The organism is Streptomyces sp. NPDC006602, from assembly GCF_042870385.1.
Lineage (GTDB): Bacteria > Actinomycetota > Actinomycetes > Streptomycetales > Streptomycetaceae > Streptomyces.
This window is the reverse complement of the sequence record NZ_JBIAHG010000055.1, coordinates 1-24,076: the sequence shown is the minus strand read 5'-3', so window position 1 is coordinate 24,076 and position 24,076 is coordinate 1. Positions and strand designations below refer to the sequence as shown.

Annotated in this window: 19 protein-coding genes and 2 pseudogenes; 15 read left to right on the top strand and 6 right to left on the bottom strand. The window is 72.2% G+C overall.

What is annotated here, in order from left to right:
* Positions 1-76 precede the first annotated feature (76 nt).
* The 3 genes and pseudogenes from ACFYO2_RS46745 to ACFYO2_RS46735 form a co-directional block, all read right to left on the bottom strand.
* Positions 77-280 (bottom strand): annotated as a pseudogene (locus ACFYO2_RS46745) (transposase); the annotation flags it as partial.
* 210 nt (positions 281-490) lie between these two features.
* Positions 491-658, bottom strand: coding sequence for a hypothetical protein (locus tag ACFYO2_RS46740; RefSeq protein ID WP_388362857.1), 168 nt, complete (start codon positions 656-658; stop codon positions 491-493).
* 6 nt (positions 659-664) lie between these two features.
* Entirely contained in the window at positions 665-1,390 is a 726-nt protein-coding gene (locus ACFYO2_RS46735) for an SDR family NAD(P)-dependent oxidoreductase (protein ID WP_388362884.1), read from the bottom strand.
* Positions 1,391-2,058: 668 nt separating this feature from the next.
* Between ACFYO2_RS46735 and ACFYO2_RS46730 the strand changes: the two are divergent.
* A pseudogene (locus ACFYO2_RS46730) lies at positions 2,059-2,226 on the top strand (xanthine dehydrogenase); the annotation flags it as partial.
* Here the strand turns inward: ACFYO2_RS46730 and ACFYO2_RS46725 are convergent.
* Positions 2,219-3,100: a helix-turn-helix domain-containing protein gene (locus ACFYO2_RS46725; RefSeq protein ID WP_388362854.1), complete on the bottom strand. Its 882-nt coding sequence runs from the start codon at positions 3,098-3,100 to the stop codon at positions 2,219-2,221. The pseudogene ACFYO2_RS46730 and the gene ACFYO2_RS46725 sit on opposite strands and share 8 nt — an antisense overlap.
* A gap of 170 nt (positions 3,101-3,270) precedes the next feature.
* On the opposite strand from ACFYO2_RS46725, the gene ACFYO2_RS46720 reads away from it, so the two are divergent.
* The 14 genes from ACFYO2_RS46720 to ACFYO2_RS46655 all read left to right on the top strand — a co-directional run bounded on the left by ACFYO2_RS46720 (position 3,271) and on the right by ACFYO2_RS46655 (position 17,037).
* The gene (locus ACFYO2_RS46720; protein WP_388362851.1) at positions 3,271-4,287 is read left to right on the top strand and encodes a zinc-dependent alcohol dehydrogenase family protein; all 1,017 of its coding nucleotides are present in this window, start codon (positions 3,271-3,273) and stop codon (positions 4,285-4,287) included.
* Between the two features lie 82 nt (positions 4,288-4,369).
* Positions 4,370-5,035 carry an SDR family NAD(P)-dependent oxidoreductase gene (locus ACFYO2_RS46715; RefSeq protein ID WP_388362848.1) on the top strand — a complete coding sequence of 222 codons (666 nt, stop codon included), beginning with the start codon at positions 4,370-4,372 and terminating at the stop codon, positions 5,033-5,035.
* A gap of 184 nt (positions 5,036-5,219) precedes the next feature.
* A complete protein-coding gene (locus ACFYO2_RS46710; RefSeq protein WP_307179361.1) occupies positions 5,220-5,567 on the top strand; it encodes a cyclophilin-like fold protein in 348 nt (115 codons plus the stop codon).
* A gap of 160 nt (positions 5,568-5,727) precedes the next feature.
* Complete coding sequence (locus ACFYO2_RS46705) at positions 5,728-6,984, top strand: MFS transporter (protein WP_388362845.1); 1,257 nt, start codon at positions 5,728-5,730, stop codon at positions 6,982-6,984.
* Positions 6,985-7,054: 70 nt separating this feature from the next.
* Positions 7,055-7,816 carry a glucose 1-dehydrogenase gene (locus ACFYO2_RS46700; protein ID WP_388362842.1) on the top strand — a complete coding sequence of 254 codons (762 nt, stop codon included), beginning with the start codon at positions 7,055-7,057 and terminating at the stop codon, positions 7,814-7,816.
* A gap of 107 nt (positions 7,817-7,923) precedes the next feature.
* Positions 7,924-8,691: a glucose 1-dehydrogenase gene (locus ACFYO2_RS46695; protein WP_388362840.1), complete on the top strand. Its 768-nt coding sequence runs from the start codon at positions 7,924-7,926 to the stop codon at positions 8,689-8,691.
* 36 nt (positions 8,692-8,727) lie between these two features.
* The gene (locus tag ACFYO2_RS46690) at positions 8,728-9,138 is read left to right on the top strand and encodes a cupin domain-containing protein (protein ID WP_388362838.1); all 411 of its coding nucleotides are present in this window, start codon (positions 8,728-8,730) and stop codon (positions 9,136-9,138) included.
* A gap of 342 nt (positions 9,139-9,480) precedes the next feature.
* Positions 9,481-10,131: a (2Fe-2S)-binding protein gene (locus tag ACFYO2_RS46685; protein WP_388362836.1), complete on the top strand. Its 651-nt coding sequence runs from the start codon at positions 9,481-9,483 to the stop codon at positions 10,129-10,131.
* A gap of 12 nt (positions 10,132-10,143) precedes the next feature.
* Positions 10,144-11,124, top strand: coding sequence for an FAD binding domain-containing protein (locus ACFYO2_RS46680; RefSeq protein WP_388362834.1), 981 nt, complete (start codon positions 10,144-10,146; stop codon positions 11,122-11,124).
* Complete coding sequence (locus ACFYO2_RS46675) at positions 11,121-13,316, top strand: xanthine dehydrogenase family protein molybdopterin-binding subunit (protein WP_388362831.1); 2,196 nt, start codon at positions 11,121-11,123, stop codon at positions 13,314-13,316. Before ACFYO2_RS46680 ends, ACFYO2_RS46675 begins: the two co-directional genes overlap by 4 nt.
* A gap of 159 nt (positions 13,317-13,475) precedes the next feature.
* The gene (locus ACFYO2_RS46670) at positions 13,476-14,606 is read left to right on the top strand and encodes an XdhC family protein (RefSeq protein WP_388362829.1); all 1,131 of its coding nucleotides are present in this window, start codon (positions 13,476-13,478) and stop codon (positions 14,604-14,606) included.
* Between the two features lie 37 nt (positions 14,607-14,643).
* A complete protein-coding gene (locus tag ACFYO2_RS46665; protein ID WP_388362826.1) occupies positions 14,644-15,018 on the top strand; it encodes a DUF2255 family protein in 375 nt (124 codons plus the stop codon).
* 280 nt (positions 15,019-15,298) lie between these two features.
* On the top strand, positions 15,299-15,562 hold the full coding sequence (locus ACFYO2_RS46660) for a hypothetical protein (RefSeq protein ID WP_388362823.1): 264 nt from the start codon (positions 15,299-15,301) through the stop codon (positions 15,560-15,562).
* 254 nt (positions 15,563-15,816) lie between these two features.
* Complete coding sequence (locus tag ACFYO2_RS46655) at positions 15,817-17,037, top strand: cytochrome P450 (RefSeq protein ID WP_388362821.1); 1,221 nt, start codon at positions 15,817-15,819, stop codon at positions 17,035-17,037.
* A gap of 54 nt (positions 17,038-17,091) precedes the next feature.
* Here the strand turns inward: ACFYO2_RS46655 and ACFYO2_RS46650 are convergent, their stop codons facing one another.
* The gene (locus tag ACFYO2_RS46650) at positions 17,092-20,166 is read right to left on the bottom strand and encodes a type I polyketide synthase (protein WP_388362819.1); all 3,075 of its coding nucleotides are present in this window, start codon (positions 20,164-20,166) and stop codon (positions 17,092-17,094) included.
* 58 nt (positions 20,167-20,224) lie between these two features.
* Positions 20,225-24,076: SDR family NAD(P)-dependent oxidoreductase (locus ACFYO2_RS46645; protein WP_388362816.1), on the bottom strand; the 3,852-nt coding region annotated here is incomplete at its 5' end.

The window sequence follows — 24,076 nt, the reverse complement described above, 5'->3', positions numbered from 1 at the left end:
TCCTGACCCCCGGCCGCCACACCGTCGGCGGCTAAGCGCGGCGGCCCCGCCCGGCGCGCAACACCGGCGAGCGCGCCCTCCATTTCCGGGATCGGTTGTGGACGGTCGGCCAGTCACCGAACTCGGCCGGCATCTCCCGCCACTGCCTGCCCGTCTTGAACCGCCAGGGCACGCCCTCGAACTGCTGCCGCAGACGCTCGGGGTACGGGCCGAACCTGCCGATCGGCAGGTAGGGCGCGATGAACTCCCATTCCGCGTCCGTCAGTTGCACCTGCGTCACGCAAGACGATCTACCGGAAACCGTCCCACTGCGGGAGCGGATCCCACAGATTGATCACAACTGGATACGCTCCCTAGATCGCTCAGAACAAGCTCAAGGAGAAGCGCGCCGCCCTCAACCGGCCCCCTCCACCGCACCGACCCCACCCGATGCGCACCACTCCCGCGCCGCCGGCCGCACCGGTGCGCATCCACCCGGACGGTGGTGCGGTCACCGGTGCAGAGCCACTACGGTCTCCACCAGCGCATGGGTCCGCTCCACCTGTTCATCGCGCAGCGCCTGCAGAGCCCGGACGACGTCCGTCGGTGCGTCGGCGACTGTGCTGAGGGGCTCCACGGCGTCGACGTGGAGCCCCTCAGCGCTGCTCGCGGTGTCCACCCAGAGTCAGAGTGCGGTGCCCGTCTCCTCGGCCAGCGTCTGTAGGAGGTGGTCCTGGAACGTCTCGTCGTGGACGGCGCGGTGCGGCTGCTGCCGCTGGCGGTGGTACCAGTACCCGCCGGTGGCCAGGGCCTCGGGATCGTCGCTCGTCGCGAGCCACTCCTGCGTGCGATGGCCGAGTTCCAGATCGTCTGGTGCGCCTGGTCCGCCCATCTTGGTCGGCACCCAGCCCGGGTCCACGGCGTTGCTCAGCACGTCGGGGCGCAGGCGGGTTACGGCAGCTGCGAGGGTCGTGACGAACAGCTTGCTGTCGGAGTACGAGCCCGCGCTCTCGCCCCGCCAGCTGACCCCGTTCAGCGTGGAGTGCCCGCCGAAGTGCGAGCTGCTGCTGAGATACACCAGTCGGCGCGGCCCGCGCAGCAGGGCCGTGAGCAGGTACGGGGCGATGATGTTGACCGGCATGACGGGGCGTCCGCTCCACACGCCCGCGTTGTGGATGACCGCATCCAGCGGCTTGGCGTCGTTCAGTTCGGCGGCGATACGCCGTACGGCGTCGCGGTCGGTGAAGTCGCCCACCACGAGGTGTGCTCCCCGGTCGACCAGCGCGTCGAGGCTCGCTGCGCGCTCATGGCTCCGGGCGTGCACGACGACGTCGTGCCCTGCGGACAACAGGGAATCCGCCGCCGCACGTCCGAGGCCATCCGCCGAACCGGTCACCAGGATCCGGCTCACGAGTGGACCGCCCTTGTGCATGACTGCTCCTCGCACAGGAGTGTTCCCTTCCCATCATGGTTGCCTGCCGGGGTGCGGTCAGGCTTGCTGCTCGAACGGAGTTCCACGGGGTCGCGGCCGCCCCCGGCCGGAACCGCCGTCGTGGAATGAGCGCTGCCGGTTCTTGACGCTGCCAGAGCACTGGTCAGTGGCGTCGCCGCGCTCCACGCGGATCAGCAGACCCGGCCGCGGGTCCCGGCGTCCATGACCAATCGCGGACCACCGGGTGCCGGGGTGGCTGATGATTGCCCTACGCGCCAGGCTCCCGCAGGTCAGCGTCGCCCTGCGCCTCGGCAACTCGGCCCAGGTCGCGATGGCGCGGAGTCGTGAGGCCGACCTCGGCTTCGTCGAGGGCCCGCGCGCCCGAGGTCTTCGCAGTCGCACCATCGCCGAGAACGAACCGTGCTGGTGGCGCCGGGGCACCTCGCGCTGCCGCGTGCCACTGTTCCGACGCACCGGCCCAGGCCAGGACCAGCCGCAGACCGGTCGGTCGAGGCCAGCCAGCAGGACATGGCCTGAAGGCATCGCAGAGGGCTCCCTCCCCCTGCTGTCTCGCGTCGGGCCAGCTGCACCTCCCGGTGTCGGGGACGGCCTCCGCCTGCCGTTGGACGGTGCCGCTGATGAGGCGCTCGCCGATCGGCCTTGACCTCGGTGCACGCACACCCGGGGAGACGGCGGTGTCCGTCGCCGCGGAGATCATCGCCCACACCAACCAGGGCACAGGCCGGCCTCTGTCCCAGGCCACAGGCACGATTCACCAGGCGCTCCTACAGCGGCGGCCGGTCGCGGTCAGCTGAGCGGGGAGGAGGCCGGCAGGTGTTGGTCGGCGGCCCAGGAGGCGAGGATGCGCAGTCGTTCGTGGGTGGGGGAGCCGGGGGCGGCGGTCCAGACGGTGAGGTTCTGGTCGGGGTCGGTGTTGGCGGTGAGGGTGTCCCAGTCCAGGACGAGTTCGCCGACGACGGGATGGTTGAGGGTCTTCGTGCCCACGGTGCGGGCGGCGACGTGGTGTTCGCCCCACCATCGGGCGAACTGCTTGTCGCGCATGGACAGTTCGCCGACCAGCTCGATCAGGCGGGGGTCCTCGGGATACTTCGCGGCCTCCATGCGCAGTTGGGCCACGGCGATGTGCGCGGAGGTCTTCCAGTCGGCGTACAGGGTGCGCATGGCCGGATCGGTGAAGATGATCCGGGGATAGTTGCGGTGCTTTTCCGGGAGGTGGGAGAAGTCGGTGACCAGGGCGGCGGCCAATGCGTTCCAGGCGAGGATGTCCCCGCGTCGCCCTTGCACGATGGCGGGGGTGGCGGTGAGGTCGTCCAGGACCCGTTGCAGTTGGGGCTGGACCTTCTGCCTGCTGCGGCGCCTCGTGCGGGTGCTGGTTTTGCCGGCGAGCTGGAAGAGGTAGCCGCGCTCGTCGTCGTCCAGGTGGAGTACGCGGGCGAGGACGTCCAGCACGGGTGCCGATGCCTGCATGCGGCCCTGTTCGAGGCGGGTGTAGTAGTCGGTGCTGATGCTGGCGAGCTGGGCGACTTCCTCGCGACGCAGCCCCTCTACCCGGCGGGGCCTGTCGGTCTCGGGCAGGCCGACCGTGCGCGGGCTCAGCTCGGAGCGGCGCTTCTTGAGGAATTCTCCCAGCTCATTGAGGGGGACGTTGGCGGTCATGCTGCCCAGCATGACACCGATTCCACTCGGGAAAGGGGGGAGAATTTCCTCCCAGGATGTTCTCCTCCCAGGATGGATTTCTCCGCTTTTCGCGCCCGCCCTCGCCTGTGAGGCTCGATATCGAGCAGCCGATCGTGACCTCCGGCTGCCGTACACCGACCCTCGCACCGAAGGAAGACCCCATGCGCGGAGCAGTCATCTACGCCCCCGGCGACGTGCGCTTCGAGACCCTGGACGACCCGAAGATCCTCCGGCCGACCGACGCGGTGATCCGCACGGTCGCCACCTGCGTGTGCGGCTCGGACCTGTGGCCCTACCGCGGCGCGGAACCCATCGGTGACCCGCACCCGATGGGGCACGAGTACGTCGGCATCGTCGAGGAGGTGGGCAGCGAGGTCGCCGACGTCAGGCCGGGCCAGTTCGTGGTCGGCTCCTTCGCCACCTCCGACAACACCTGCGTCAACTGCCGCAACGGCTGGCAGTCCAATTGCCTGCACCGAGAGTTCATGAGCACCTGCCAGGCCGACTACGTCCGCATCCCCAACGCTCACGGCACCCTCGTCGCCACCGACGAGTACCCCGACAGCGAGATGGTGCCCAGCCTGCTCGCCGTCTCCGACGTGATGGGCACCGGCTGGTACGCCGCTCTCGCCGCCGAGGTGAAGCCCGGCTCGACGGCCGTCGTGGTCGGCGACGGAGGGGTCGGCCTGTGCGGCGTCATCGCCGCGAAGGAACTCGGTGCGGAGCGGATCATCGCCATGTCACGGCACGAGTCCCGGCAGAAGCTCGCCCTGGAGTTCGGCGCGACCGACATCGTCAGCGAACGCGGCGACGAAGGCATCGCCCGCGTCAAGGACCTCACCGGCGGTATCGGCGCCGAGTCCGTGCTGGAGTGCGTCGGCACCGCCGAGTCCATGCGCCAGGCCCTGCACTCCACCCGGCCCGGCGGCAACGTCGGCTTCGTCGGTGTCCCGCACGACGTGGCCATCGACGGCCAGGAACTTTTCTTCTCCCACGTGGGTCTGCGCGGCGGCCCCGCCCCCGTGCGCCGCTACCTGCCCGACCTGATCGACCGGGTCCTGTCCGGCCGGATCAACCCGGGCAAGGTCTTCGACCTCACCCTGCCCCTGGACCAGGTCGCCGAGGGCTACAAGGCGATGGACGAGCGCCGCGCCATCAAGGCCCTCCTCAAGCCCTGAGCGCAGACGCGTCCACAGGGGCCGCACCGACGCGGTGCGGCCCCAGGACCGGCAACCACCCCCGCTCGCACAAGGACTGACCATGACGACCTTCGCCCTCATCGGTGCCGGACCCGGTCTCGGACTTGCCACCGCCCGCCGCTTCGGCGCCGCCGGCCACACCGTCGCCCTCATCGCCCGCAACGCGGAGAAGCTGGACGGCCTGACGGCCGAACTCGCCCGTGACACCATCCAGGCTCGCGGCTACACGGCCGATGTCCTCGACATCGAGTCCCTGACCTCGGCCCTGTCCGCAGCCGCGGCCGACCTGGGTACCGTCGAGATTCTCCAGTACAGCCCCGTGCCCCGCGCCGACTTCATGAAGCCGGTCCTCGACACGAGCGCCGACGACCTGGACGCGCCCCTGTCCTTCTCCGTCAAGGGCCCGGTCACCGCGGTGAACGCCGTCCTGCCCGGCATGCGCGAACTCGGCCGCGGCACCGTGCTGTTCGTCAACGGCTCCAGCGCCGTACGTCCCAACCCGAAGGTCGCCGGCACCTCGATCGCCTTCGCCGCCGAGAGCGCCTACGCCCGCATGCTGCACGATGCGCTCGCCCCGGAGAACATCCACGCGGCCCAGTTGATCATCCCGGCAGCCATCCGGCCCGACGCCGAGCACAGCAGCCCCGACGTCCTGGCCCAGCGCCTGCTCGACATCCACCAGCTGCGGGACGGCTTCCGCCACTACGCCGAGCCCCTGCCTGACTAATCCCCTGGACGAACTCGTGAACCCGGCACCCCTGCGCACCCTCGCCCGCGTGGTCCCGGCCGCCGCCTTACTGCTGGCCGTGACCGCCTGCACCAACGACTCCCCATCCTCCTCATCGAAGCCCCCGTCGCCGCAGGCTTCGACAGCCCCGGCCACCACCTCACCGTTCGCTAGGACTACCGCCATGAACATCCGGCTCACCATCAACGGCCACCGCTTCGACGCCACCCTGAACGACAGCCCCACCGCCCGCGACTTCGCCGCCCAGCTCCCGCTCACCCTGTCTGTGCGCGACTTCAACCAGGCCGAGAAGACCGCCGATCTGCCCCGGAAGCTGTCCACCACCGGCGCCCCGGAAGGCGCCGACCCTCAGGTCGGTGATCTCGCCTACTACGCGCCGTGGAACCATCTCGCCACCTACTACCGCGACGCCCCGTACGCGACCGGCCTGGTCATCCTCGGGCACATGGCCGACGGCGGCGCCGAGCAGCTCGCCACCGCCGACGAGATCACCATTGAAGCCGCGCCCTGACCCGCCCACCGTTCGTCCTGCATGAGGGGGAGATCCTCCCCTTTTCGGCCGGTGCGCTCCGTGGACCGTGAAAGACGTGGCCGCGCCGTCCGCAGACTGCTGCGATGGCCCAAGCCGCCACCATGATCCGCCGAATTCCACTCAAGGAGAGAGCACACGTATGCCTTCCGCGTCCGGGACCACCCCCGGCAAGCTTCCCTTCGTCGTCTGGGTGCTCGCCGCCGGCACGTTCCTGATGGGGACCACCGAGTTCGTCGTCGCCGGCCTGCTGCCGGAGCTGGCCGGTGACCTCGGGGTCAGCGTCTCCCACGCCGGCCTGCTGATCACCGCCTTCGCCATCGGCATGATCGTCGGCGCGCCGACCATGGCCATGGCGACCCTGCGCCTTCCCCAGCGTCTGACGCTGATCCTGGCCCTGTCCGTGTTCTGCCTGGGCCACCTCGTCGCCGCCTTCAGTACGTCCTTCACGGTCGTCCTCATCGCCCGCGTCGTCACGGCCCTGGCCACCGGAGCGTTCTGGTCGGTCGGCTTCGTCGTCGCCACCAACGCCGCCGGGCCGCACAACGCCACCCGCGCCACGGGCGTCATGATCGGCGGCCTGACCCTGGCCAACGTCGTCGGCGTGCCGATCGGCTCCTTCGCCGGCCAGTTCACCGGCTGGCGCGGCCCCTTCTGGGCCCTGGCCGCCCTCTCCGGCCTCGCCGCCGTCTTCATCGGCCGCTTCATCCCGGCCCGGGAGCAGCGCGCGGAGGTGTCCCTCCGGTCCGAGGTCCGGGCTCTGCGGCAGGGCCGTCTGTGGCTGGCGCTCGGCGCCGCGATGCTGATCATGGGCGGTGTCCTGGCGACGTACACCTATGTCACGCCGTTGCTGACCGACCGCGCCGGCATCCCCGAAGGGGCCGTACCGCTCGTCCTCATCGCCTTCGGTGTCGGCGCTCTGGGCGGCACCACCACGGGGGGCCGGCTGGGCGACCGCCGCCCGATGGCCACCACCCTCACGGCCGCCGCGGCCACCGCCCTGGTCCTGCTCCTGATGATCCCGCTGTCCGGCAACCCGGTGACGGCCACCCTCCTCGTCTTCCTCATGGGCCTGACCGGCTTCACGGTCAACCCGGTCGTCACCGCCCTCGCCATGCGCTTCGCGGGCGACGCCCCCACCCTCACCTCGGCGCTGACCACCTCCGCCTTCAACGTCGGCGTCGCCGCCGGATCGGCGATCGCCGGTACGGCCCTGGACTCCTCCCTCGGTCTGACGGGCCCGCCCCTGGTCGGCACCGTCATCGCCGCCCTCACCCTCCTCCCGCTGATCGCCCTCGCCGTCTCCGGCACTTCCTACAAGGGGCGGATCGTGGCCCAGAGCAGCGCTCCCACTCACGCGCGGCGCGACGAACCCGCGCAGGTGCCGTCGCAGCACTGACTCAAGCCCCGATCCGCGTCCTGCCGAATGCGAACCCGACGACGTACCCGCAAGCGAGAGGACTCCGCCCATGACCGTGAGCAGCGCAGCCTTCACCGACAAGGTGGCCTTCGTGACGGGAGCCGGCTCCGGCATCGGCCGTGCCACCGCCTTCGCCCGCGCAGGCGCCCGCGTCGCCCTCGCCGACCTGCCCGTGGACGGCCTGCGGGAGACCGCTCGGCTCATCGAGGAAGCGGGCGGCCAGGCACTGGCCCTGACCTGTGACGTCACCAACGAAGACGACGTACGGTCCGCGCTGGACGCCACCATTCAGGCGTTCGGACGGCTGGACGCCGCCTTCAACAACGCCGGCGTCGAGCAGCCGGTCAAGCCGGCCGCGGACATCGAGAAGGACGAGTGGGACCGCGTCATCGGCGTCAGCCTGACCGGGATGTTCCTGTGCATGAAGCACCAGATCCCCCTGCTGCTCCAACAGGGAGGCGGCGCGATCGTCAACGCCTCGTCCGGCGCCGGCGTCAAGGGCTTCAAGGGACGAGCGGCCTACGCTGCGGCCAAACACGGCGTCATCGGCCTGACCCGCTCAACCGCCCTCGACTACGCGGCATCCAACCTCCGCATCAACGCCATCTGCCCCGGCATCATCGACACCGAGATGATCCAACGCTTCGCCGAAAGCACACCCGGAGGACGCGACGCCCTGATCGCGGACGAGCCCATCGGACGCCTCGGCACACCGGACGAGATCGCCACCGCCGTGCTCTGGCTCTGCTCGGACGCCGCCTCCTTCGCCACCGGCCACGCCCTGGTCGTCGACAGCGGCCAAACCGTCTGACGGCGGCCCACGGCAAGGCGCAGCGCCACCGCAGCAAGGCGGAAGCCAAGCAGCTCGGCACCACACGCGCGCTCCCACAGCTCAAACGCTCGAAGGGACAGCCCGACATGAACCCCAGCTACGACTTCACCGGCCAGGTCGCTCTCGTCACCGGGGCCGGCGCCGGAATGGGCCTGGCGACCGCCCGCGCGTTCGCCGCCTCCGGAGCCGCCGTCGCCCTCACCGACATAGACGAGGCAGCCCTGAACGCAGCCGCGAAGGAACTCACCGACGCCGGCCACCAGATCCTCGCCCTCACCTGCGACGTCAGCGAAGAGGACCAGGTCGCCGCCGCGGTCGACCGCACCGTAGAGACGTTCGGCCGCCTCGACATGGCCTACAACAACGCAGGGATCCAGATCCCGCCCAGCGACGCCGCCGACGAGCCCGCCGAGCGGTTCGACCGCGTCAACGCCATCAACCTGCGCGGCGTGTGGGCCTGCATGAAGCACGAACTGCGGCACATGCGGGCCCAGGGCGGCGGAGCCATCGTCAACTGCTCCTCCCTCGGCGGACTGGTCGGCCTCCCCGGCCGCGCCTCCTACCACGCCTCCAAACACGGCGTGATCGGCCTGACCACCAGCGCCGCCCTCGAATACGCCCCCCGCGGCATCCGCATCAACGCGATCTGCCCCGGCACCATCGACACTCCCATGGTCAGCGACATGATCGCCAAGGGGGAACTCGACCGCGCCGAGGCCGAGGCCAACCAGCCGATCAATCGCCTCGGCACCGCCGAGGAAATCGCCCAGGCGGTCCTGTGGCTGTGCAGCCCCGGCGCGAGCTTCGTCGTCGGCGTAGCCCTCCCCGTCGACGGCGGCTACGTCGCCCGCTAGAGAAAGCCCACGCACGAAAGAGACATGGAGGACACCATGGAATTCATCAAGCAGGAGCCCAGCAGCAAGGCCCCTGCGGGCTGGTTCACCGGCGACGTGTGGTGGGACGTCATCGTGGCCGGCCAGGAGCCGTCCCGCATGCGTGCCAACCTGGTCCGCTTCTCCCCGGGAGCCCGCACCAACTGGCACTCCCACGCCCTGGGCCAGACCCTGCACGTCGTTTCCGGCGTCGCCCTGATCGGCACCCGGGACGGCACCGTCTTCGAGGCCCACCCCGGTGAGACCGTCGCCTGCCCGCCGAACGAGGAGCACTGGCACGGCGCCACCGACCGGTTCATGGAGCACATCGCCCTGTGGGAGGGCACCGGCGACGGCACCCCCGAGACCACCTGGGCCGAGCCGGTCACCGACCAGCAGTACAACGGCCCCCGCACCCGCAACCAGTAGCCCCGGCCAACCGATCACGCAATTCGGGCTCACTCAAGACGTCAGGGCGCCCCGGAGGAGGGCCGTTGTGGGTCCGCCGGCCAGGCAGGGAGGCGGCGCGGCTCTGTCCTGCCTCTCCCCGCGCGAAAGTGCCGGGTGATGTCGGTCAGTTGCTCCTGACGGAGAGTAAAGGGGGAGGAAAGTCTCCCTGTCACGAGCGTTGCCGGTGGTGCAAGACTCCCCATGCGACCAGTCGCCGCTGCCAAGGCGCGCGGTGGCCACAGTTCCCTGCGGTGACGACGATTCAGTCTCCCGTTCCGCTGTCGAGTACGGCCGATCCGTCCGCGATACGAAGGCGTACGTATGTCCACTGAACTCCCTGAGTCTGCCGTTCCACCCCCCACCGGAGCCGGTGGGTCCTCCCCGGCGCCCACTCGGCGCACCTTCATCGCCACCAGTACGGCGGTCGGTGGTGCGGTCGTCGCGGGCGGGGTGATCGGAGGATCACTCCTCGCGGCTCCGGAGGAGGTGGCCGCCGCCGAGGCGCCGCCCTCCAGCCACGTGTCCCTGACGGTCAACGGCACTCGCCGGACCGTGACGGTCGACAACCGCACGTCGCTGCTGGACCTGCTGCGCGAGCACCTCGGCCTCGCCGGCTCCAAGAAGGGCTGCAACGCCGGGGCCTGCGGCGCCTGCACCGTGCTGGTCGACGGCCGGCGGGTCAACTCCTGTCTGACGCTGGCCGTTCGCCTGGAGGGTGCCGAGGTCACCACGATCGAGGGCCTGGCCGAGGGCGACCGACTCCACCCGTTGCAGCAGGCGTTCATCGACGAGGACGCCTTCCAGTGCGGCTACTGCACTCCTGGCCAGATCGTCTCCGGTGTCGGCTGCATCCAGGAGGGCCACACCGGCTCGCCGGAGGAGATCCGGGAGTGGATGAGCGGCAACATCTGCCGCTGCGGCTGTTACGTGAAAATCGTGCGCGCGGTCGAGCAGACCGCCGCCCGGAAGTAAGGAGCGGCCGTCATGCATCCCTTCACCTACACGCGCGTGTCCGACATGCGGGAAGCCCTCAACGCCGGTCGTCGCGGCGGTCGTTACATCGCCGGGGGCACCACGCTGGTCGACCTGATGCGGGAGACCATCGAGCGCCCCGAGGCGTTGGTCGACATCAGCGGTCTGCCGCTGGACGAGGTCACCGTCACCGAGCGCGGCGGGCTGCGTATCGGTGCGCTGGTGACCATGTCCGAGGCCGCCGCCCACCGCAAGGTGCGCACCCTGTTCCCGGTCATCTCCGAGGCGTTGGAGCTGAGCGCGTCGGCCCAGTTGCGGAACATGGCCACCATCGGCGGCAACATCATGCAGCGCACCCGGTGCACGTACTTCCGTGATGTGACCGCCGACTGCAACAGGCGCGAGCCCGGTTCTGGCTGTGCGGCGCTGGAGGGCGTCAACCGTACGCACGCCATCCTGGGCACCTCCGACGCCTGCGTGGCCACCCACCCCTCCGACGTCGCCGTGGCGTTCGCGGCGCTTGAGGCGCAGGTGCGCCTGCTGGGCCCGGACGGGGAGCGCCAGGTCCCCTTCGCCGACTTCCTGCTGCGACCGGGCAGCACCCCGAACCGTGAACAGGCCCTCAAAAAGGGCGAGTTGATTACCGCGGTGGAGATCCCCGCGGTGCCGCGTCCGCTGAAGTCGGGTTACCTGAAGGTGCGGGACCGGCAGTCCTACGAGTTCGCCCTGACCTCGGCGGCCGTAGCGCTGCATGTGCGCGGCGGGGTGATCCGCGAGGCGCGAGTGGCCGCCGGAGGGGTGGGCACGGTGCCGTGGAAGCTGCCGGCCGTCGAGCGGCACCTCGTCGGCGAGCGCCCCTCGGACGCGTTGTGGACGGCCGCTGCCGCCAAGGCGGCAGAAGGCGCCCGTCCCCTTCAACACAACCGGTTCAAGGTCGAGTTGCTGAAGCGGACCGTCGAACGCCAGCTGCGCATCGTAGGAGGTACCAAGTGAGTCCCCAGCCGCAGGCGGCCGTGGGTGCGCCGCTGTCCCGGGTGGACGGCCGGCTGAAGGTGACCGGCAAGGCGCTCTACGCCGCCGAGTTCGATGTCGACGGGGCGGTGCACGCGGTGATCGTGGACGCGAGCATCGGCCGGGGCCGCATCACGTCCGTCGACACGAGCGACGCCGAAGCCCACCCGGGCGTGCTGCGGGTGATCAGCCACCGCAACGCCCCGAAGCTGCCGTACCGCGACAACGCCGGGTCGAACAACCCGCCCGGCCGCCGGCTGCGGGTCTTCCAGGACGACCGGGTGCTCTTCCACGGCCAGCCGGTCGCCGTCGTCATCGCCACCACCCTGGAGGCCGCGCAGCACGGCGCGAGTCTGGTGAAGGTCGGCTACGGCGCCGAGCGGCCCTCGACCGACCTCACCGAGGCCGAGCCCGGCGAGCCGACGAACTACGCGCGCGGCGATGCGGAAGCGGGCCTGCGCGACGCCCCCGTACGACTGGATCCGACCTACGAGCTGGCGCGCAATCACCACAATCCGATGGAGCCGCACGCCACCATCGCCCGCTGGGACGGCGACAAGCTGACCGTGTGGGACAAGACGCAGTGGGTGATGGGCACGCACGACGAGCTCGCCGCCGTGTTCGACCTGCCCGCCGACTCGGTGCGCGTCATCAACCCGTTCGTCGGCGGCGGCTTCGGCAGCGGGCTGCGCTGCTGGCCGCACACGGTCGTCGCCGCGCTGGCCGCGCGGGAGACGGGCCGTCCGGTCAAGCTGGTGCTGAGCCGCAAGCAGATGTACTTCGGCACCGGCTTCCGGCCGTCGTACGAGTACCGGCTGCGTCTCGGCAGCGACCGGCGCGGCCGGCTGTCCGCCGCGGTGCACGAGATCGACGCCGAGACCTCGTCGTACGAGACGTTCACCGAGGCCGTCATGGGCGCGGGGCAGATGCTCTACAGCATGCCGAACGTCAGCCAGGCGTACCGGACGGTCCCCTTGGACGTGAACACCCCGATCTGGATGCGCGGCCCAGGCTTCGCCTCGGCGTCGTTCGTGATCGAGTCGGCCATGGACGAACTCGCTCACAGGCTGGGCGTCGACCCGATCGAGCTGCGCCTGCGCAACGAACCGAGCGAGGACGAGTCGAGCAACCTGCCGTTCTCCACCCGTCGGCTGCGCGAGTGCTACACCGTCGGCGCCCGCGAGTTCGGCTGGCAGCGCCGCAACCCCCGACCCCGTTCGACGCGCGAGGGCGACTGGCTGATCGGCCTGGGTATGGCCGCCGGTGTCTACGACCCCGGGCGTTACCCCGCACAGGCCCGGGCCCGCCTCGATGCCGACGGCACCGCTGTGGTCGAGGCGGCCACCAGTGACATGGGGCCGGGCACCTACACCTCCCAGACCCAGGTAGCTGCCGACGCCCTCGGGCTGACCATGCGCACGGTCACCTTCCGGCTCGGCGACTCCCTCTACCCGCCGACCTCGCCGCACGGCGGCTCGGCGACCATGGCCAGCGTCGGCACCGCCGTCCACGACGCCTGCACCCAGGTGCGGCAGCAGGCGATCAAGCTGGCCGTCGAGGACCGCGAGTCACCGCTGTACGGGGTGAAGGCGGACGACGTGGTCGTACGCGGCGGCCGACTGCACGTGCAGGGCAACCCGACCCGCGGCGAGACGTACCGGACGCTCCTGGCCCGCAACAACCGCACCCACCTCGAAGCGGGTGGCTCCTACACCGGGCCGCCCAGTCCCGAGCGGCACTCCTATCACGCCTACAACGCCACCTTCGCCGAGGTCGCCGTCGACGCGACCCTGGGCCTGGTACGGGTCCGGCGCATGCTTGGCGTATACGACGCGGGCCGCATCATCAGCCCCAAGCTCGCCGACAGCCAGGCGATCGGCGGCATCGTGGGCGGCATCGGCACGGCCCTGCTGGAACACACGGCCACCGACCACCGCGACGGCCGGATCGTCAACGCCAGCCTGGCCGACTACCTCGTCCCCGTCAACGCCGACGTCCCCGACGTCAGGGCGATCTACCTGGTCGGCGAGGACAACGATGGCAACGCGCTCGGCGTCAAGGGGCTCGGCGAGGTCGTCCAGGTGGGGGTGGCGGCCGCGATCGGCAACGCGGTCTTCAACGCCACGGGCCGCCGGATCCGTGAACTGCCCATCACCGCCGAGGCGTTGCTCTGACCCGTGCGCTTCGGCCCGGCGCGGTGCACACCGCTCGTCCGGCAGCCTGCCCCGTCCGGCTGCCGGACTTCCGAGGGCCGCCGCCGCGTGACGTTTTCCCCGGCGTCGTGGCGGCGGCCCGCTCACCTTCCGATCCTGGTCCTGCCGTGGAGAATTGCAATGCTGAACATCGCGGACACACTGCACCGATGGTGCCGCGAGGCACGCCCCTTCGCCCTGGCCACCGTCGTCGACGTGCGCGGCAGCGCACCCCTGCCGGCCGGTACGTCGGTCGCGGTGGACGAGGACGGCACCGCGGTCGGCAGCATCTCCGGCGGCTGCGTCGAGGGCGCGGTGTACGAACTGTGCCAACAGGTGCTGCACGACCGGGGCGCACCGCAGCGGACCTGGTTCGGCTACTCCGACGACGACGCCTTCGCCGTCGGCCTGACCTGCGGCGGCGAACTCGACGTCCTCGTCCAGCGCATCGATCCCGCAGCCCAGCCGCACCTGTCCACGGCCCTCTCCGAGATCACTCAAGGGCGTCCGGCCGCCGTGGCACAGGTCGTGGACGGCCCGGAGCGCCTCCTCGGCTCCACGCTGAGCGTGCTCGGCGGTGACCATGCCACCTACGGGCGCGTGGACGGCGGCCCGGCAGACCGGGCGGTGGCCGACCAGGCCAGGGCCCTGCTGCGGGCCGGCCGCACCGCCCGCGTCGACATCGCCGGGACAGGGGACGGTTGCCCCGAACGGCTGTCCGTCCTCGTCCACGTCCATGCGTCCCGGCCGCGCCTACTGGTCTTCGGCGCCGTCGACTTCGCCGCAGCCCTCAGCCAGGCCGGCCGCTTCCTCGGCTACCACGTCACCGTCTGCGACGCCCGCCCGGTCTTCGCCACACCCGCACGCTTCCCCCACGCCGACGAGGTGGTGGTCGAATGGCCCCACCGCTACCTGGAACACACCGAGGTGGACGAGCGCACCGCCATATGCGTCCTCACCCACGACGCCAAGTTCGACATCCCCCTGCTGCGCCTGGCACTCAACCTGCCCGTCGGCTATGTGGGGGCGATGGGCTCCCGCCGCACCCACGACGAGCGCCTGCGCCTCCTGCGCGAGGAGGGCGCCACGGAAGACCACTTGGCCCGGCTGCGTTCCCCGATTGGCCTCGACCTCGGAGCCCATACACCCGAGGAGACGGCCGTCTCCATCACCGCGGAGATCATCGCCCAGACCAACCAGGGCACAGGCCGGCCCCTGACCCGGATCACCGGCCCGATCCACCGGCCGCCGCGGTTGATGAACTACCGGTAGGCCCCAAGGACAACCGCGCGCAGAAGGAGACACCGCGATGACGCACTGGACCAGCGACCAGCTCAACGCGATCGAGCAGACCGGCGAACTGCACATCCAGCCCCAGCGGGCCGACGACCGGCTGCGCACGCCCACCACCGTCTGGGTGGTACGCGAAGGAGACGACCTCTACGCGCGTTCCTACAACAGCCCCAACGGTGCCTGGTTCCGCACCGCGAAGGCCAGCGGCACCGGACACATCCGCTGCGGCGGCATCGACCAGGACCTCACCTTGACACCGATCCACGACGGCGCGCTCAACGACCGCATCGACGGCGCCTACCGCACCAAGTACGCCGCCGCCAGCGCCTACGTCCCGCCGATGGTCGCCGACCGGGCCCGCGCCGCCACCCTCAAGCTCACCCTCCGCTGACCGAAGCCAGTCAGTCCCTCGCAAGGAGTACCTCGTGACCACGTTCGCCCTCATCGGAGGGCTCGGGGTCCGGCTGGTCGGGCGTGGCACGTGTGGATCTCATCTGATGCCGACTGGCGTGTGGCGTCGGCGATCCCCGCTAGGGTTCACATCTCGTCCACAATTGCTCTCGGCGGGGGTCTTGTCCGTGTCGCGGATTGCTGCTCGTCGTGCTTCGGGCCCGGCTCGGATCGGGCGCTTTCGGGTGGTCGGGGTGCTGGGCGCGGGTGGGATGGGCACCGTGTACGCCGCGGTCGGGGAGCGGGGCGAGCGGGTAGCGGTGAAGGCCGTGCACGCCGGGCAGGCCGCGGATGACCAGTTCCGGGCCCGATTCCGGCGCGAGGTGCAGGTTCTGCGGCGGGTGCCGGGTCCGTGTCTGGTGCCGCTGCTGGAGGGCGATTGCCGGCTCTTGGTGACATTCCAAGGGCCGGGCGCAGCCTTCAGCCTCCGGCTCGGTGAGTTCGAGCCGAGTCCTGCGGTACTGACGGGGGTGATGGCGGACTGATGCGGTACACGGTCGGGTGCATCAGGGCCGCGGCGGTGAAGCGAGGGTCTTTCGCGCGACGGGAGCCGACGCGTCGTTGGCCATGGGCCGGTTTGGTTCGCGGTCGTCGATGAGGCAGTCGTCTCCCGGGCGGCCGTGGAAGGACCTGCCCTCTGCGGGGGACGTACGCGCGGGCCGGGCCGAAGCGTTTAGAACGGCTTTAACCGGGCTTCGGATGATGCCGCCACCACACGCGCCGTCGCCGAGGGGGCCCGATGAACACGGCCGCATCCACCACCGCAGCCCTGCCGAAGTTCCCCATGTCCAGGGGGTGCCCGTACCACCCGCCCGCCGGCTACGCGAAGCTGCGGGAGGAAGGGCCGCTGGCGCGCGTGGAGTTGTACGACGGGCGGCAGGCGTGGGTCGTCACCGGATACGCGGAGACCCGGCAACTGCTCGTCGACCCGCGGCTGTCCTCGGACCGCAGTCGGCCCGACTTCCCCGTGCTCGTGCCCCGGATGGCCGCCGCGAAGCTGACCGCCCTCGTCGGCATGGACCCGCCCGAGCACGACGTCCAACGCCGTATGCTCATAGGCAACTTCACCGTCAAACGGGTCAACGGGCTGCGCCCGGCGATTCGGCGCATCGTCGGCGAGCGCATCGACGCCCTGCTGGCCGCGGGGCCCGGGACGGACCTGGTGCCCGCCTTCGCGCTGCCCGTGCCGTCCACCGTCATCTGCGAACTGCTCGGCGTGCCCTACGACGACCACGAGTTCTTCGAGGAGCACACCCGGCGCATGCTGCTGGCCACCGGCACGGCGCAGCAGGCGGCCGACGCGAGCGCCGCGCTCGTCGGCTACTTCGACGAGCTGGTCGTCGCCAAGGAGGCCCGGCTCGCGGACGGCGCGCCCGCCGAGGGGCTGCTCGACGAGCTGATCACCGAGCGGCTCGCCAGGGGCGAGCTGGACCGCGCCGAACTCGCCTCCATCGCCATGTTCCTGCTCGTCGCGGGGCACGAGACGACCGCCAACATGATCGCGCTCAGTGTGCTCACCCTCCTCGAACACCCGGAGCAGGCCGACCGGTTGCGGGCGGACACGGCCACCGCGCCGGGCGCCGTCGAGGAGCTGCTGCGCTTCCTGTCGGTCGCCGACGAACTGCAGAGGGTGGCGGCGGCCGACATCGAGATCGGTGGGGTCACCGTACGGGAGGGCGACGCGGTGTATCTGCCGAACGCGGCCGCGAACCGGGCCGGTGAGGTCTTCGCCGACCCCGACACGTTCGACGTGCTGCGCGGCACCCGCCACCACCTGGCGTTCGGCTACGGCATCCACCAGTGCATCGGCCAGAACCTGGCCCGCGCCGAGCTGGAGATCGCGCTGTACGAGCTGTTCACCCGCATTCCGACGCTGCGGGCCGCCGAGCCGGTCGAGGCGCTCGGCATCAAGCCCGGCGGTTCCGTGCAGGGCATCGTGCGCCTGCCCGTCACCTGGTGACCGAGGTAAGGAACGGGGGCGGGGCCCGCCGGGCCCCGCCCCCGTTTCGCATGCTCAAGCCGCCGCCAGCTGCTCCTCCAGGAAGCCGGCCACGGCTGCCGGGGTCGGGTAGTCGTAGAGCAGGACCGGCGGCAGCAGTAGACCGGTCACCTCGCACAGCCGGTTGCGGACCTCCAGGGCCGTGAACGACGAGAAGCCGATGTCGAGGAAGTTGTCCTCCGCGGCGATCGACTCGGGCGAGGCGTGTCCGAGGACGTCCGCCGCGTGCTCCCGCACCAGATCGAGCAACGACGCCTGCGGGTCCGCCGGTTCGAGCACACGCGGCTCCGTCCGCGCCGCCGCACCGGCGGGCACGTCCACCGCAGGCCACCAGTGGCGATCGTGCTCGAACGGATACGTCGGCAGGTCCAGGACCGGGCCTGGCTCCGCGCCGTACCAGGCGTCCCAGCGCACCTCGGCGCCCGCCGCGTGCAGCCGCCCGACGAGCGCGGCCAGCGTCTCCGCCTCCGGCCGGTCCCGTACCAGCGACGGCACCACCAGCGGCGCCGCGTCCGCCAGCACCTCCGGCACCATCGATGCCAGCATCGCGTCGGGGCCCACCTCCACGTACGCGCTCACCCCGGCCGCGTCCAGGGACGACACGACGTCGGCGAACCGCACCGGGGACCGCAACTGGCGCACCCAGTACTCCGGCTGCTGCAGTTCCTCGTACGACACCGGGGCGCCCGTCAGATCGGAGACGACGCCGAGCGCGGGCGGGTGGATGTCGAGACCGGCGACCACCGCGCGGAACGGTTTGAGCGCGCCGTCCATGTGCGGCGAGTGGAACGCGTGGCTCACCCGCAAAGTCTTCGTGCGCCGCCCCCGGTCCGCGAACAGGGCCGCGACCTTCTCGACCGCCTCCGCGTCCCCGGAGAGCACCGCGGCGCGCGGGCCGTTGACCGCGGCGAGCGCCACCCGGCCCGTGAGGTCGGCCCCGACGTCGGCCAGCGCGTCGAGGACCTCCGCCTCCGCCGCCTCGACCGCCACCATCGCGCCGCCCGACGGCTGCTTCTGCATCAGCCGGCCCCGCGCCGCCACCAGGCGTGCCGCGTCCGCCAGCGAGAACACCCCGGCCGCGTACGCCGCCGACACCCCGCCCAGCGAATGCCCCGCCACCTGGTCCGGTGCGCCGACCAGGCCGGTGAGGAACCGGTACAGGGCGCTCTCCACGGCGAACAGGGCGGGCTGCGCGTACTCCGTGCGCTCCAGGAGGGCCGCCCGCTCGCTGCCAGGACCCGCTCGCAGCAGGTCGTGCAGCGACACCTCCAGGTGCGGCGCGAACGCCTCGCACACCTCGCCGAGCGCAGCGGCGAACACGGGATGCGCGGCGGCCGCCCCGACGCCCATGCCCGGCCGCTGGCTGCCCTGACCGGTGAACAGGAACGCCGTCGGCACCCGCCCGGCGGCGACGCCTCGCACCGCGTGCCGCGTGATCCGGCCCGCCGCCAACGCCCCCAGCGCGCCGATCTGTTCGGCCCGGCTCCCCGGCAGCACCACCGCCCGGAGCGCGAACGCGGTCCGGCCCACTGCCAGGGTGCGGCCCACGGCCACCGCGTCGGCGTCGGGCCGCTCGCTCAGCCGGTCCAGGAGCCGGGCGGCCTGCTCACGCAGCGCCTGCTCGGTGCGGCCCGACAGCGGCCACAACGGGGCGACGTCGGCGCCGGGCGCCTCCTGAACGACGGGCGCCTCCTCGATGATCACGTGGGCGTTCGTGCCGCTGATGCCGAACGACGACACCCCGGCCCGGCGTGGCCGGTCCGCCGCGGCCGGCCACGGCACGTCCTCGGTGAGCAGCTCCACACCGCCCCGCGCCCAGTCCACCTGAGGGGTCGGCTCCCGCACGTGCAGTGTGCGCGGCAGCACCCCGTGGCGCAGCGCCTGCACCATCTTGATGACGCCCGCCACACCCGCGGCGGCCTGTGTGTGACCGATGTTGGACTTCACAGACCCGAGCCGCAGCGGCCGTTCGGCCTCGCGCCCCGCCCCGTACGCGGACAGCAGCGCGTGCGCCTCGATGGGGTCGCCGAGCCGGGTGCCGGTGCCGTGCGCCTCGACCGCGTCCACGTCGGCGGGGCGCAGCCGCGCGTCGTCGAGCGCGGCCCGGATCACCCGCTCCTGGGCGGGCCCGTTCGGCGCGGTCAGACCGTTGCTCGCCCCGTCCTGGTTGACGGCCGAACCCCGCAGCACCGCAAGGACCGTACGGCCGGCCCGCAGCGCGTCCGACAGCCGCTCCAGCAGCACCAGGCCCACCCCTTCGGAGAAGCCCGTGCCGTCGGCGTCCGCCGCGAACGCCTTGCAGCGGCCGTCCGCCGACAGGCCGCGCTGCCGGCTGAACTCCACCAGGAGCACCGGTGTCGCCATCACCGTCACCCCGCCCGCGAGCGCCAGATCGCACTCGCCGCGACGCAGCGACTGCGCCGCCAGGTGCATCGCCACGAGCGACGACGAGCAGGCCGTGTCGAGCGTGACGGCGGGCCCTTCGAGGCCCAGGTGGTAGGCGATCCGGCCGGAGGCGACGCTGGTGGCGTTGCCGGTCATCAGATGGCCCTCGAACCCGTCGGGGACACGGTCCGGCGGCGGGACGTACGCCTGCGACACCAGGCCCGCGAAGACCCCGGTACGGCTGCCGTGCAGCGAGCCCGGCGCGACACCGGCCCGTTCGAACGTCTCCCAGGCCACCTCGAGGAGCTGGCGGTGCTGCGGGTCGGCGGCCACCGCCTCCCGCGGCCCCATCCCGAAGAACGCGGCGTCGAACCCGGCCGCGTCACGCAGGTATCCGCCCTCCCGCGTGTACGCGGTGCCGGGCCGGTCGGGGTCCGGGTCGTACAGGTTCTCCAGGTCCCAGCCGCGGTCGTCGGGCAGGGGGCCGACCGCGTCGCCGCCGTCCGCGACCAGCCGCCACAGCGCCTCCGGCGAGTCGACGCCGCCGGGGAAGCGGCAGCCCATCGCCACGATCGCGACCGGCTCGTGCCGCTGGTCCTCCAGTTCCTGGATGCGGCGCCTGGCCTGACGCAGATCGGCGGTGGCCCGCTTCAGGTAGTCGCGCAGCCTGTCCTCGTTGCCGCTGTGGCCGCTGTCGTCACTCATTGTTCCTCTCCCATACGTGCCAAGGGGGCCTGCACCACACATGCCGAAGGGGCTCGCACTACGCGTCCAACTCCTCGTCGAGCGCTCGGAACAGCTCCTCGTCCGTGGCCGAGGCGAGGTCCTCCCGCGGTGGGTCACCGGCGGCGGCCTCCCACTGCCGCAGCGCCGCCCGCAGCCGCTCGCGGACTGTGGGCAGCTCCACGCTGTCGGCCGTGACCGCGGCGAGCAGCCGGTCCAGCTCCGCCACCGGGTCCTCGCGCGGCACCAACAGGGCGAGCAGCTGCCCGGCCAGCGCCGCGGGCGTCGGGAAGTCGAAGGCGAGCGTCGTCGGCAGCCGCAGACCGGTCGCCGAGCCGAGCCGGTTGCGCAGCTCCACCGAGGTCAGCGAGTCGAACCCGATCTCCTTGAAGGCCCGCTCGGCGGCGACGTCGTCGGCCGTGCCATGCCCGAGCACGGCCGCCACCTGCTCCCGGACGAGCGCCAGCACGCCCTGGTCCCGCTCAGGACCGCGCAGCGCGGCGAGCCGCGCGCCGAGCGAGGCGGCGTCGCCGCCACCGCGCGCGCCCTGCGCGGCCCGGCGCACCGACGGCGACTTCACCAGCGATCGCAGGACCGCCGGCAGGTCGCCCGCCGCGGCGCGGGCGCGCAGCGCGGACCGGTCCAACGGGGCCGGGGCGAGCAGCGCGGCGTCGGCGTCCAGCGCCGCGTCGAACAGGGCCATGCCCTCCTCGAACGTCATCGGCGCGAGACCGCCGCGGGCGATCCGCGCCAGGTCCGTGGAGTCGAGATGCCCGGTCATGCCGCTCGCGTCGCCCCACATGCCCCAGGCCAGCGAGGTCGCGGGCAGGCCGAGGGAGCGGCGGTGTCCGGCGAGGGCGTCCAGGAACACGTTGGCCGCCGCGTAGTTGGCCTGCCCGGCGCCGCCGAGGAGCCCGGACATCGAGGAGAACAGCACGAACGACGACAGGTCGTGGCCCCGGGTCAGCTCGTGCAGATGCCAGGCGGCGTCGGCCTTGGGCCGCAGCACCGACGCCACCTTCGCCTCCGTCAACGAGCCGAGAACACCGTCGTCGAGGACACCCGCCGCATGGATCACCGAGGTCAGTGGATGCTCGGCGGGCACCGAGGCAAGGAGTCGGGCGAGCGCGTCACGGTCGGCGACGTCGCACGCCGCCACCCGCACCTCGGCGCCGAGCGCGCCCAGTTCGGCGACCAGCTCGGCGGCGCCCGGCGCTTCGGGGCCGCGTCGGCCCGTCAGGAGCAGCCGCCGCACCCCGCGCTCGGCCACCAGATGCCGGGCGAGCGCGGAGCCCAGGGTGCCCGTGCCGCCGGTGATGAGCACGGTGCCCTCCGCCGGGCGGGCGGCGGGCAGCGTCAGCACGATCTTCCCGACGTGCCGGGCCTGCGCGAACCAGCGGAACGCCGCCGGTGCGCGCCGCACGTCCCAGGTGGTGACCGGCAGCGGCTCCAGCACGCCCTGCTCGAACAGGCCCAGCACCTCGGCCAGCACCTCACCGACCACGCCCGGGTCCATGTCGAGGAGTTCGAACGGCTGGTATGTCACTCCCGGGTGCGCTGCGCCGATCGCGTCGGCGTCGCGCAGATCCGCGATGCCCATCTCGACGAACCGCCCGCCGCGCGTCAGCAGCCGCAGCGAGGCCTCGATGAACTCCCCGGTGAGCGAGTTCAGGACGACATCCACACCGTCCCCGCCGGTCGCGGCGGCGAACTCCGCCTCGAAACCGGTATCGCGGGAGTTCGCGATCCGCTCTTCGGGCACGCCCAGCGACCGCAGTACGCCCCACTTCCCGGGGCTCGCCGTCGTGAACACCTCCGCGCCCAGATGCCGGGCCACCTGCAGCGCGGCGAGCCCGACGCCGCCGGCCGCCGCGTGGATCAGCACCCGCTCCCCGGCGCGCAGCCCGGACAGCCGCACCAGACCGTAGTACGCGGTGGTGAATACCGCGGGCACGCCCGCGGCCTGCGCGAACGACCAGCCGCCCGGCATCCTCGCGAGCAGCCGACGGTCGGCGACCGCCACCGGCCCCACCGCACCGGGCACCAGGCCGAACACCCGGTCCCCGACCGCGAGGCCCGCGACCCCGGGCCCGGTCTCCAGGACGGTCCCGGCCGCCTCGGTGCCCAGCGGCGCCCCCACCGGGACCATGCCCAAAGCGGTCAGCACGTCACGGAAGTTGAGGCCCGCCGCCCGTACCGCGATCCGCACCTGCCCCGCCGCGAGCGGCGCCCCGGCGGCCGGGTGCGGGGCGGCGTGCAGGTCGTCGGGCGATCCGCCGGGTGTCTCCAGGCGCCACGCCGAACCGTCGCCGGGCACCTCGATCCCGCCCGCGGTCTCCGCCCGCACCAGCCGGGGTACGGAAAGGTCGCCGCCCCGCAGCGCCAGTTGGGGCTCACCGGTGGCGAGCGCGGCGGGCAGCGCACGCAGCGACGCGGCGCTCTCGTCCCAGTCCACGACGACGACCCGGCCCGGGTTCTCCGTCGCGGCGGACCGCAGCAGCCCCCACGCCGGGGCCGCCGCAAGGTCCACGGTGTCACCCGGCCGCGCACCGACCGCCCGGCCCGTCAGCACCACGAGCCGCGCCTGCGGCCGGTCGTCGGCCGCCAGCCACTCCTGGAGCCGGGTCAACAGCGCCCGCACGCCCGCCTCGACGGCCCCCGGCAGCGCCCCGCCGGACTTCGGCGCACGCCACACCAGCAGATCCACCTCGGCGGCGTCCGCCGCGACGGGCGCGCCGAGCACCGCCGCGTCCAGCACGTCGGCGGCTGCGGGATCCAGGAGCGTGTACGGCGGCAACGGGCCCGTTTCCTCGGCCGGCCGGCGCAGCGGCGTCCAGTCGAGCGCGAACAACGCGTCGCCCGGCGCGGACACAGAGGAACGCGCCGGAAGCCGGTCCTGCGCCACCGGGCGCAGCGTCAGCGACTGCGCCGTCAGCACCGGGGCGCCCTCCGGGTCCGCCACCGACAGGGTCACCGTGTCCTCGCCCGCGCCCCGCGCCAGCGTCACCCGCAGCGCGGTGGCCCCGACGGCGTGCAGCGCCACCCCGGACCAGCTGAACGGCAGGTGCACGCCCTCACCGAGGAACGAGCCGAGCGCCATCGTGTGCAGCGCGGAGTCCAGCAGCGCCGGATGCACCCCGAACCGGGCGGCGTCCGTGTGCAGTTCGGGCGGCAGCTCCACCTCCGCGTACACCGTCGCGCCGTCGGTGGAGCGCCAGGCCGCGGTGAGATTGCGGAAGGCGGGACCGTACGTGTAGCCGAGCCCGGCCAGGTCCTCGTACAGGTCATCGGTGTCGAGCGGCGACGCGTCGGACGGCGGCCAGGCCGCGTCGATGCCGGGATCCGCGTATCGGGTGGCGGGCGCGAGGAGGCCCGTCGCGTGCTGCGTCCACCCGCCGCCGTCCCGGCCGTCGAAGCCGTCCGAGCCGTCGGTGCCGTCATGCCGGGAATGCACCGTGACCCGGCGCCGCCCGGACTCGTCCGGCCCGTCGACCCCCACCTGTACCCGCACTCCGCCGTCGGCCGCGAACACCAGCGGCGCCTCCAGCGTCAGCTCCTCGACCGCGAGCCCGCCCGCCGACTGCCCCGCCTCCAGGGCGATTTCGAGCAGCGCGGTACCCGGGAGGAGAACGGTGGTGTCGAGACCGTGGTCTGCGAGCCACGCATGAGTGCGCGGAGAGATCCGCCCCGTCAGCAGCAGCCCGTCACCCTCCGCCACCGTGGTCACCGCGCTGAGGAACGGGTGATCGGCGGCGTCGAGGCCCAGAGTCCCCGCGTCACTCTGCGTGGCCGGCCCTTCCAGCCAGTAGCGGTGGTGTTGGAAGGGGTAGGTGGGGAGGTGGTGGGGTTTGGTGGTGGGGTGGGGGTGGTGCCAGGTGGTGGGGTGGCCGTG

Coding starts and splice junctions, on each gene's coding strand:
- ACFYO2_RS46680 (WP_388362834.1), top strand. CDS start 10,144: ATGCATCCCTTCACCTACACGCGCGTGTCCGACATGCGGGAAGCCCTC.
- ACFYO2_RS46715 (WP_388362848.1), top strand. CDS start 4,370: ATGACGACCTTCGCCCTCATCGGTGCCGGACCCGGTCTCGGACTTGCC.
- ACFYO2_RS46705 (WP_388362845.1), top strand. CDS start 5,728: ATGCCTTCCGCGTCCGGGACCACCCCCGGCAAGCTTCCCTTCGTCGTC.
- ACFYO2_RS46690 (WP_388362838.1), top strand. CDS start 8,728: ATGGAATTCATCAAGCAGGAGCCCAGCAGCAAGGCCCCTGCGGGCTGG.
- ACFYO2_RS46700 (WP_388362842.1), top strand. CDS start 7,055: ATGACCGTGAGCAGCGCAGCCTTCACCGACAAGGTGGCCTTCGTGACG.
- ACFYO2_RS46665 (WP_388362826.1), top strand. CDS start 14,644: ATGACGCACTGGACCAGCGACCAGCTCAACGCGATCGAGCAGACCGGC.
- ACFYO2_RS46720 (WP_388362851.1), top strand. CDS start 3,271: ATGCGCGGAGCAGTCATCTACGCCCCCGGCGACGTGCGCTTCGAGACC.
- ACFYO2_RS46670 (WP_388362829.1), top strand. CDS start 13,476: ATGCTGAACATCGCGGACACACTGCACCGATGGTGCCGCGAGGCACGC.
- ACFYO2_RS46655 (WP_388362821.1), top strand. CDS start 15,817: ATGAACACGGCCGCATCCACCACCGCAGCCCTGCCGAAGTTCCCCATG.
- ACFYO2_RS46695 (WP_388362840.1), top strand. CDS start 7,924: ATGAACCCCAGCTACGACTTCACCGGCCAGGTCGCTCTCGTCACCGGG.
- ACFYO2_RS46650 (WP_388362819.1), bottom strand. CDS start 20,166: ATGAGTGACGACAGCGGCCACAGCGGCAACGAGGACAGGCTGCGCGAC.
- ACFYO2_RS46725 (WP_388362854.1), bottom strand. CDS start 3,100: ATGCTGGGCAGCATGACCGCCAACGTCCCCCTCAATGAGCTGGGAGAA.
- ACFYO2_RS46685 (WP_388362836.1), top strand. CDS start 9,481: ATGTCCACTGAACTCCCTGAGTCTGCCGTTCCACCCCCCACCGGAGCC.
- ACFYO2_RS46710 (WP_307179361.1), top strand. CDS start 5,220: ATGAACATCCGGCTCACCATCAACGGCCACCGCTTCGACGCCACCCTG.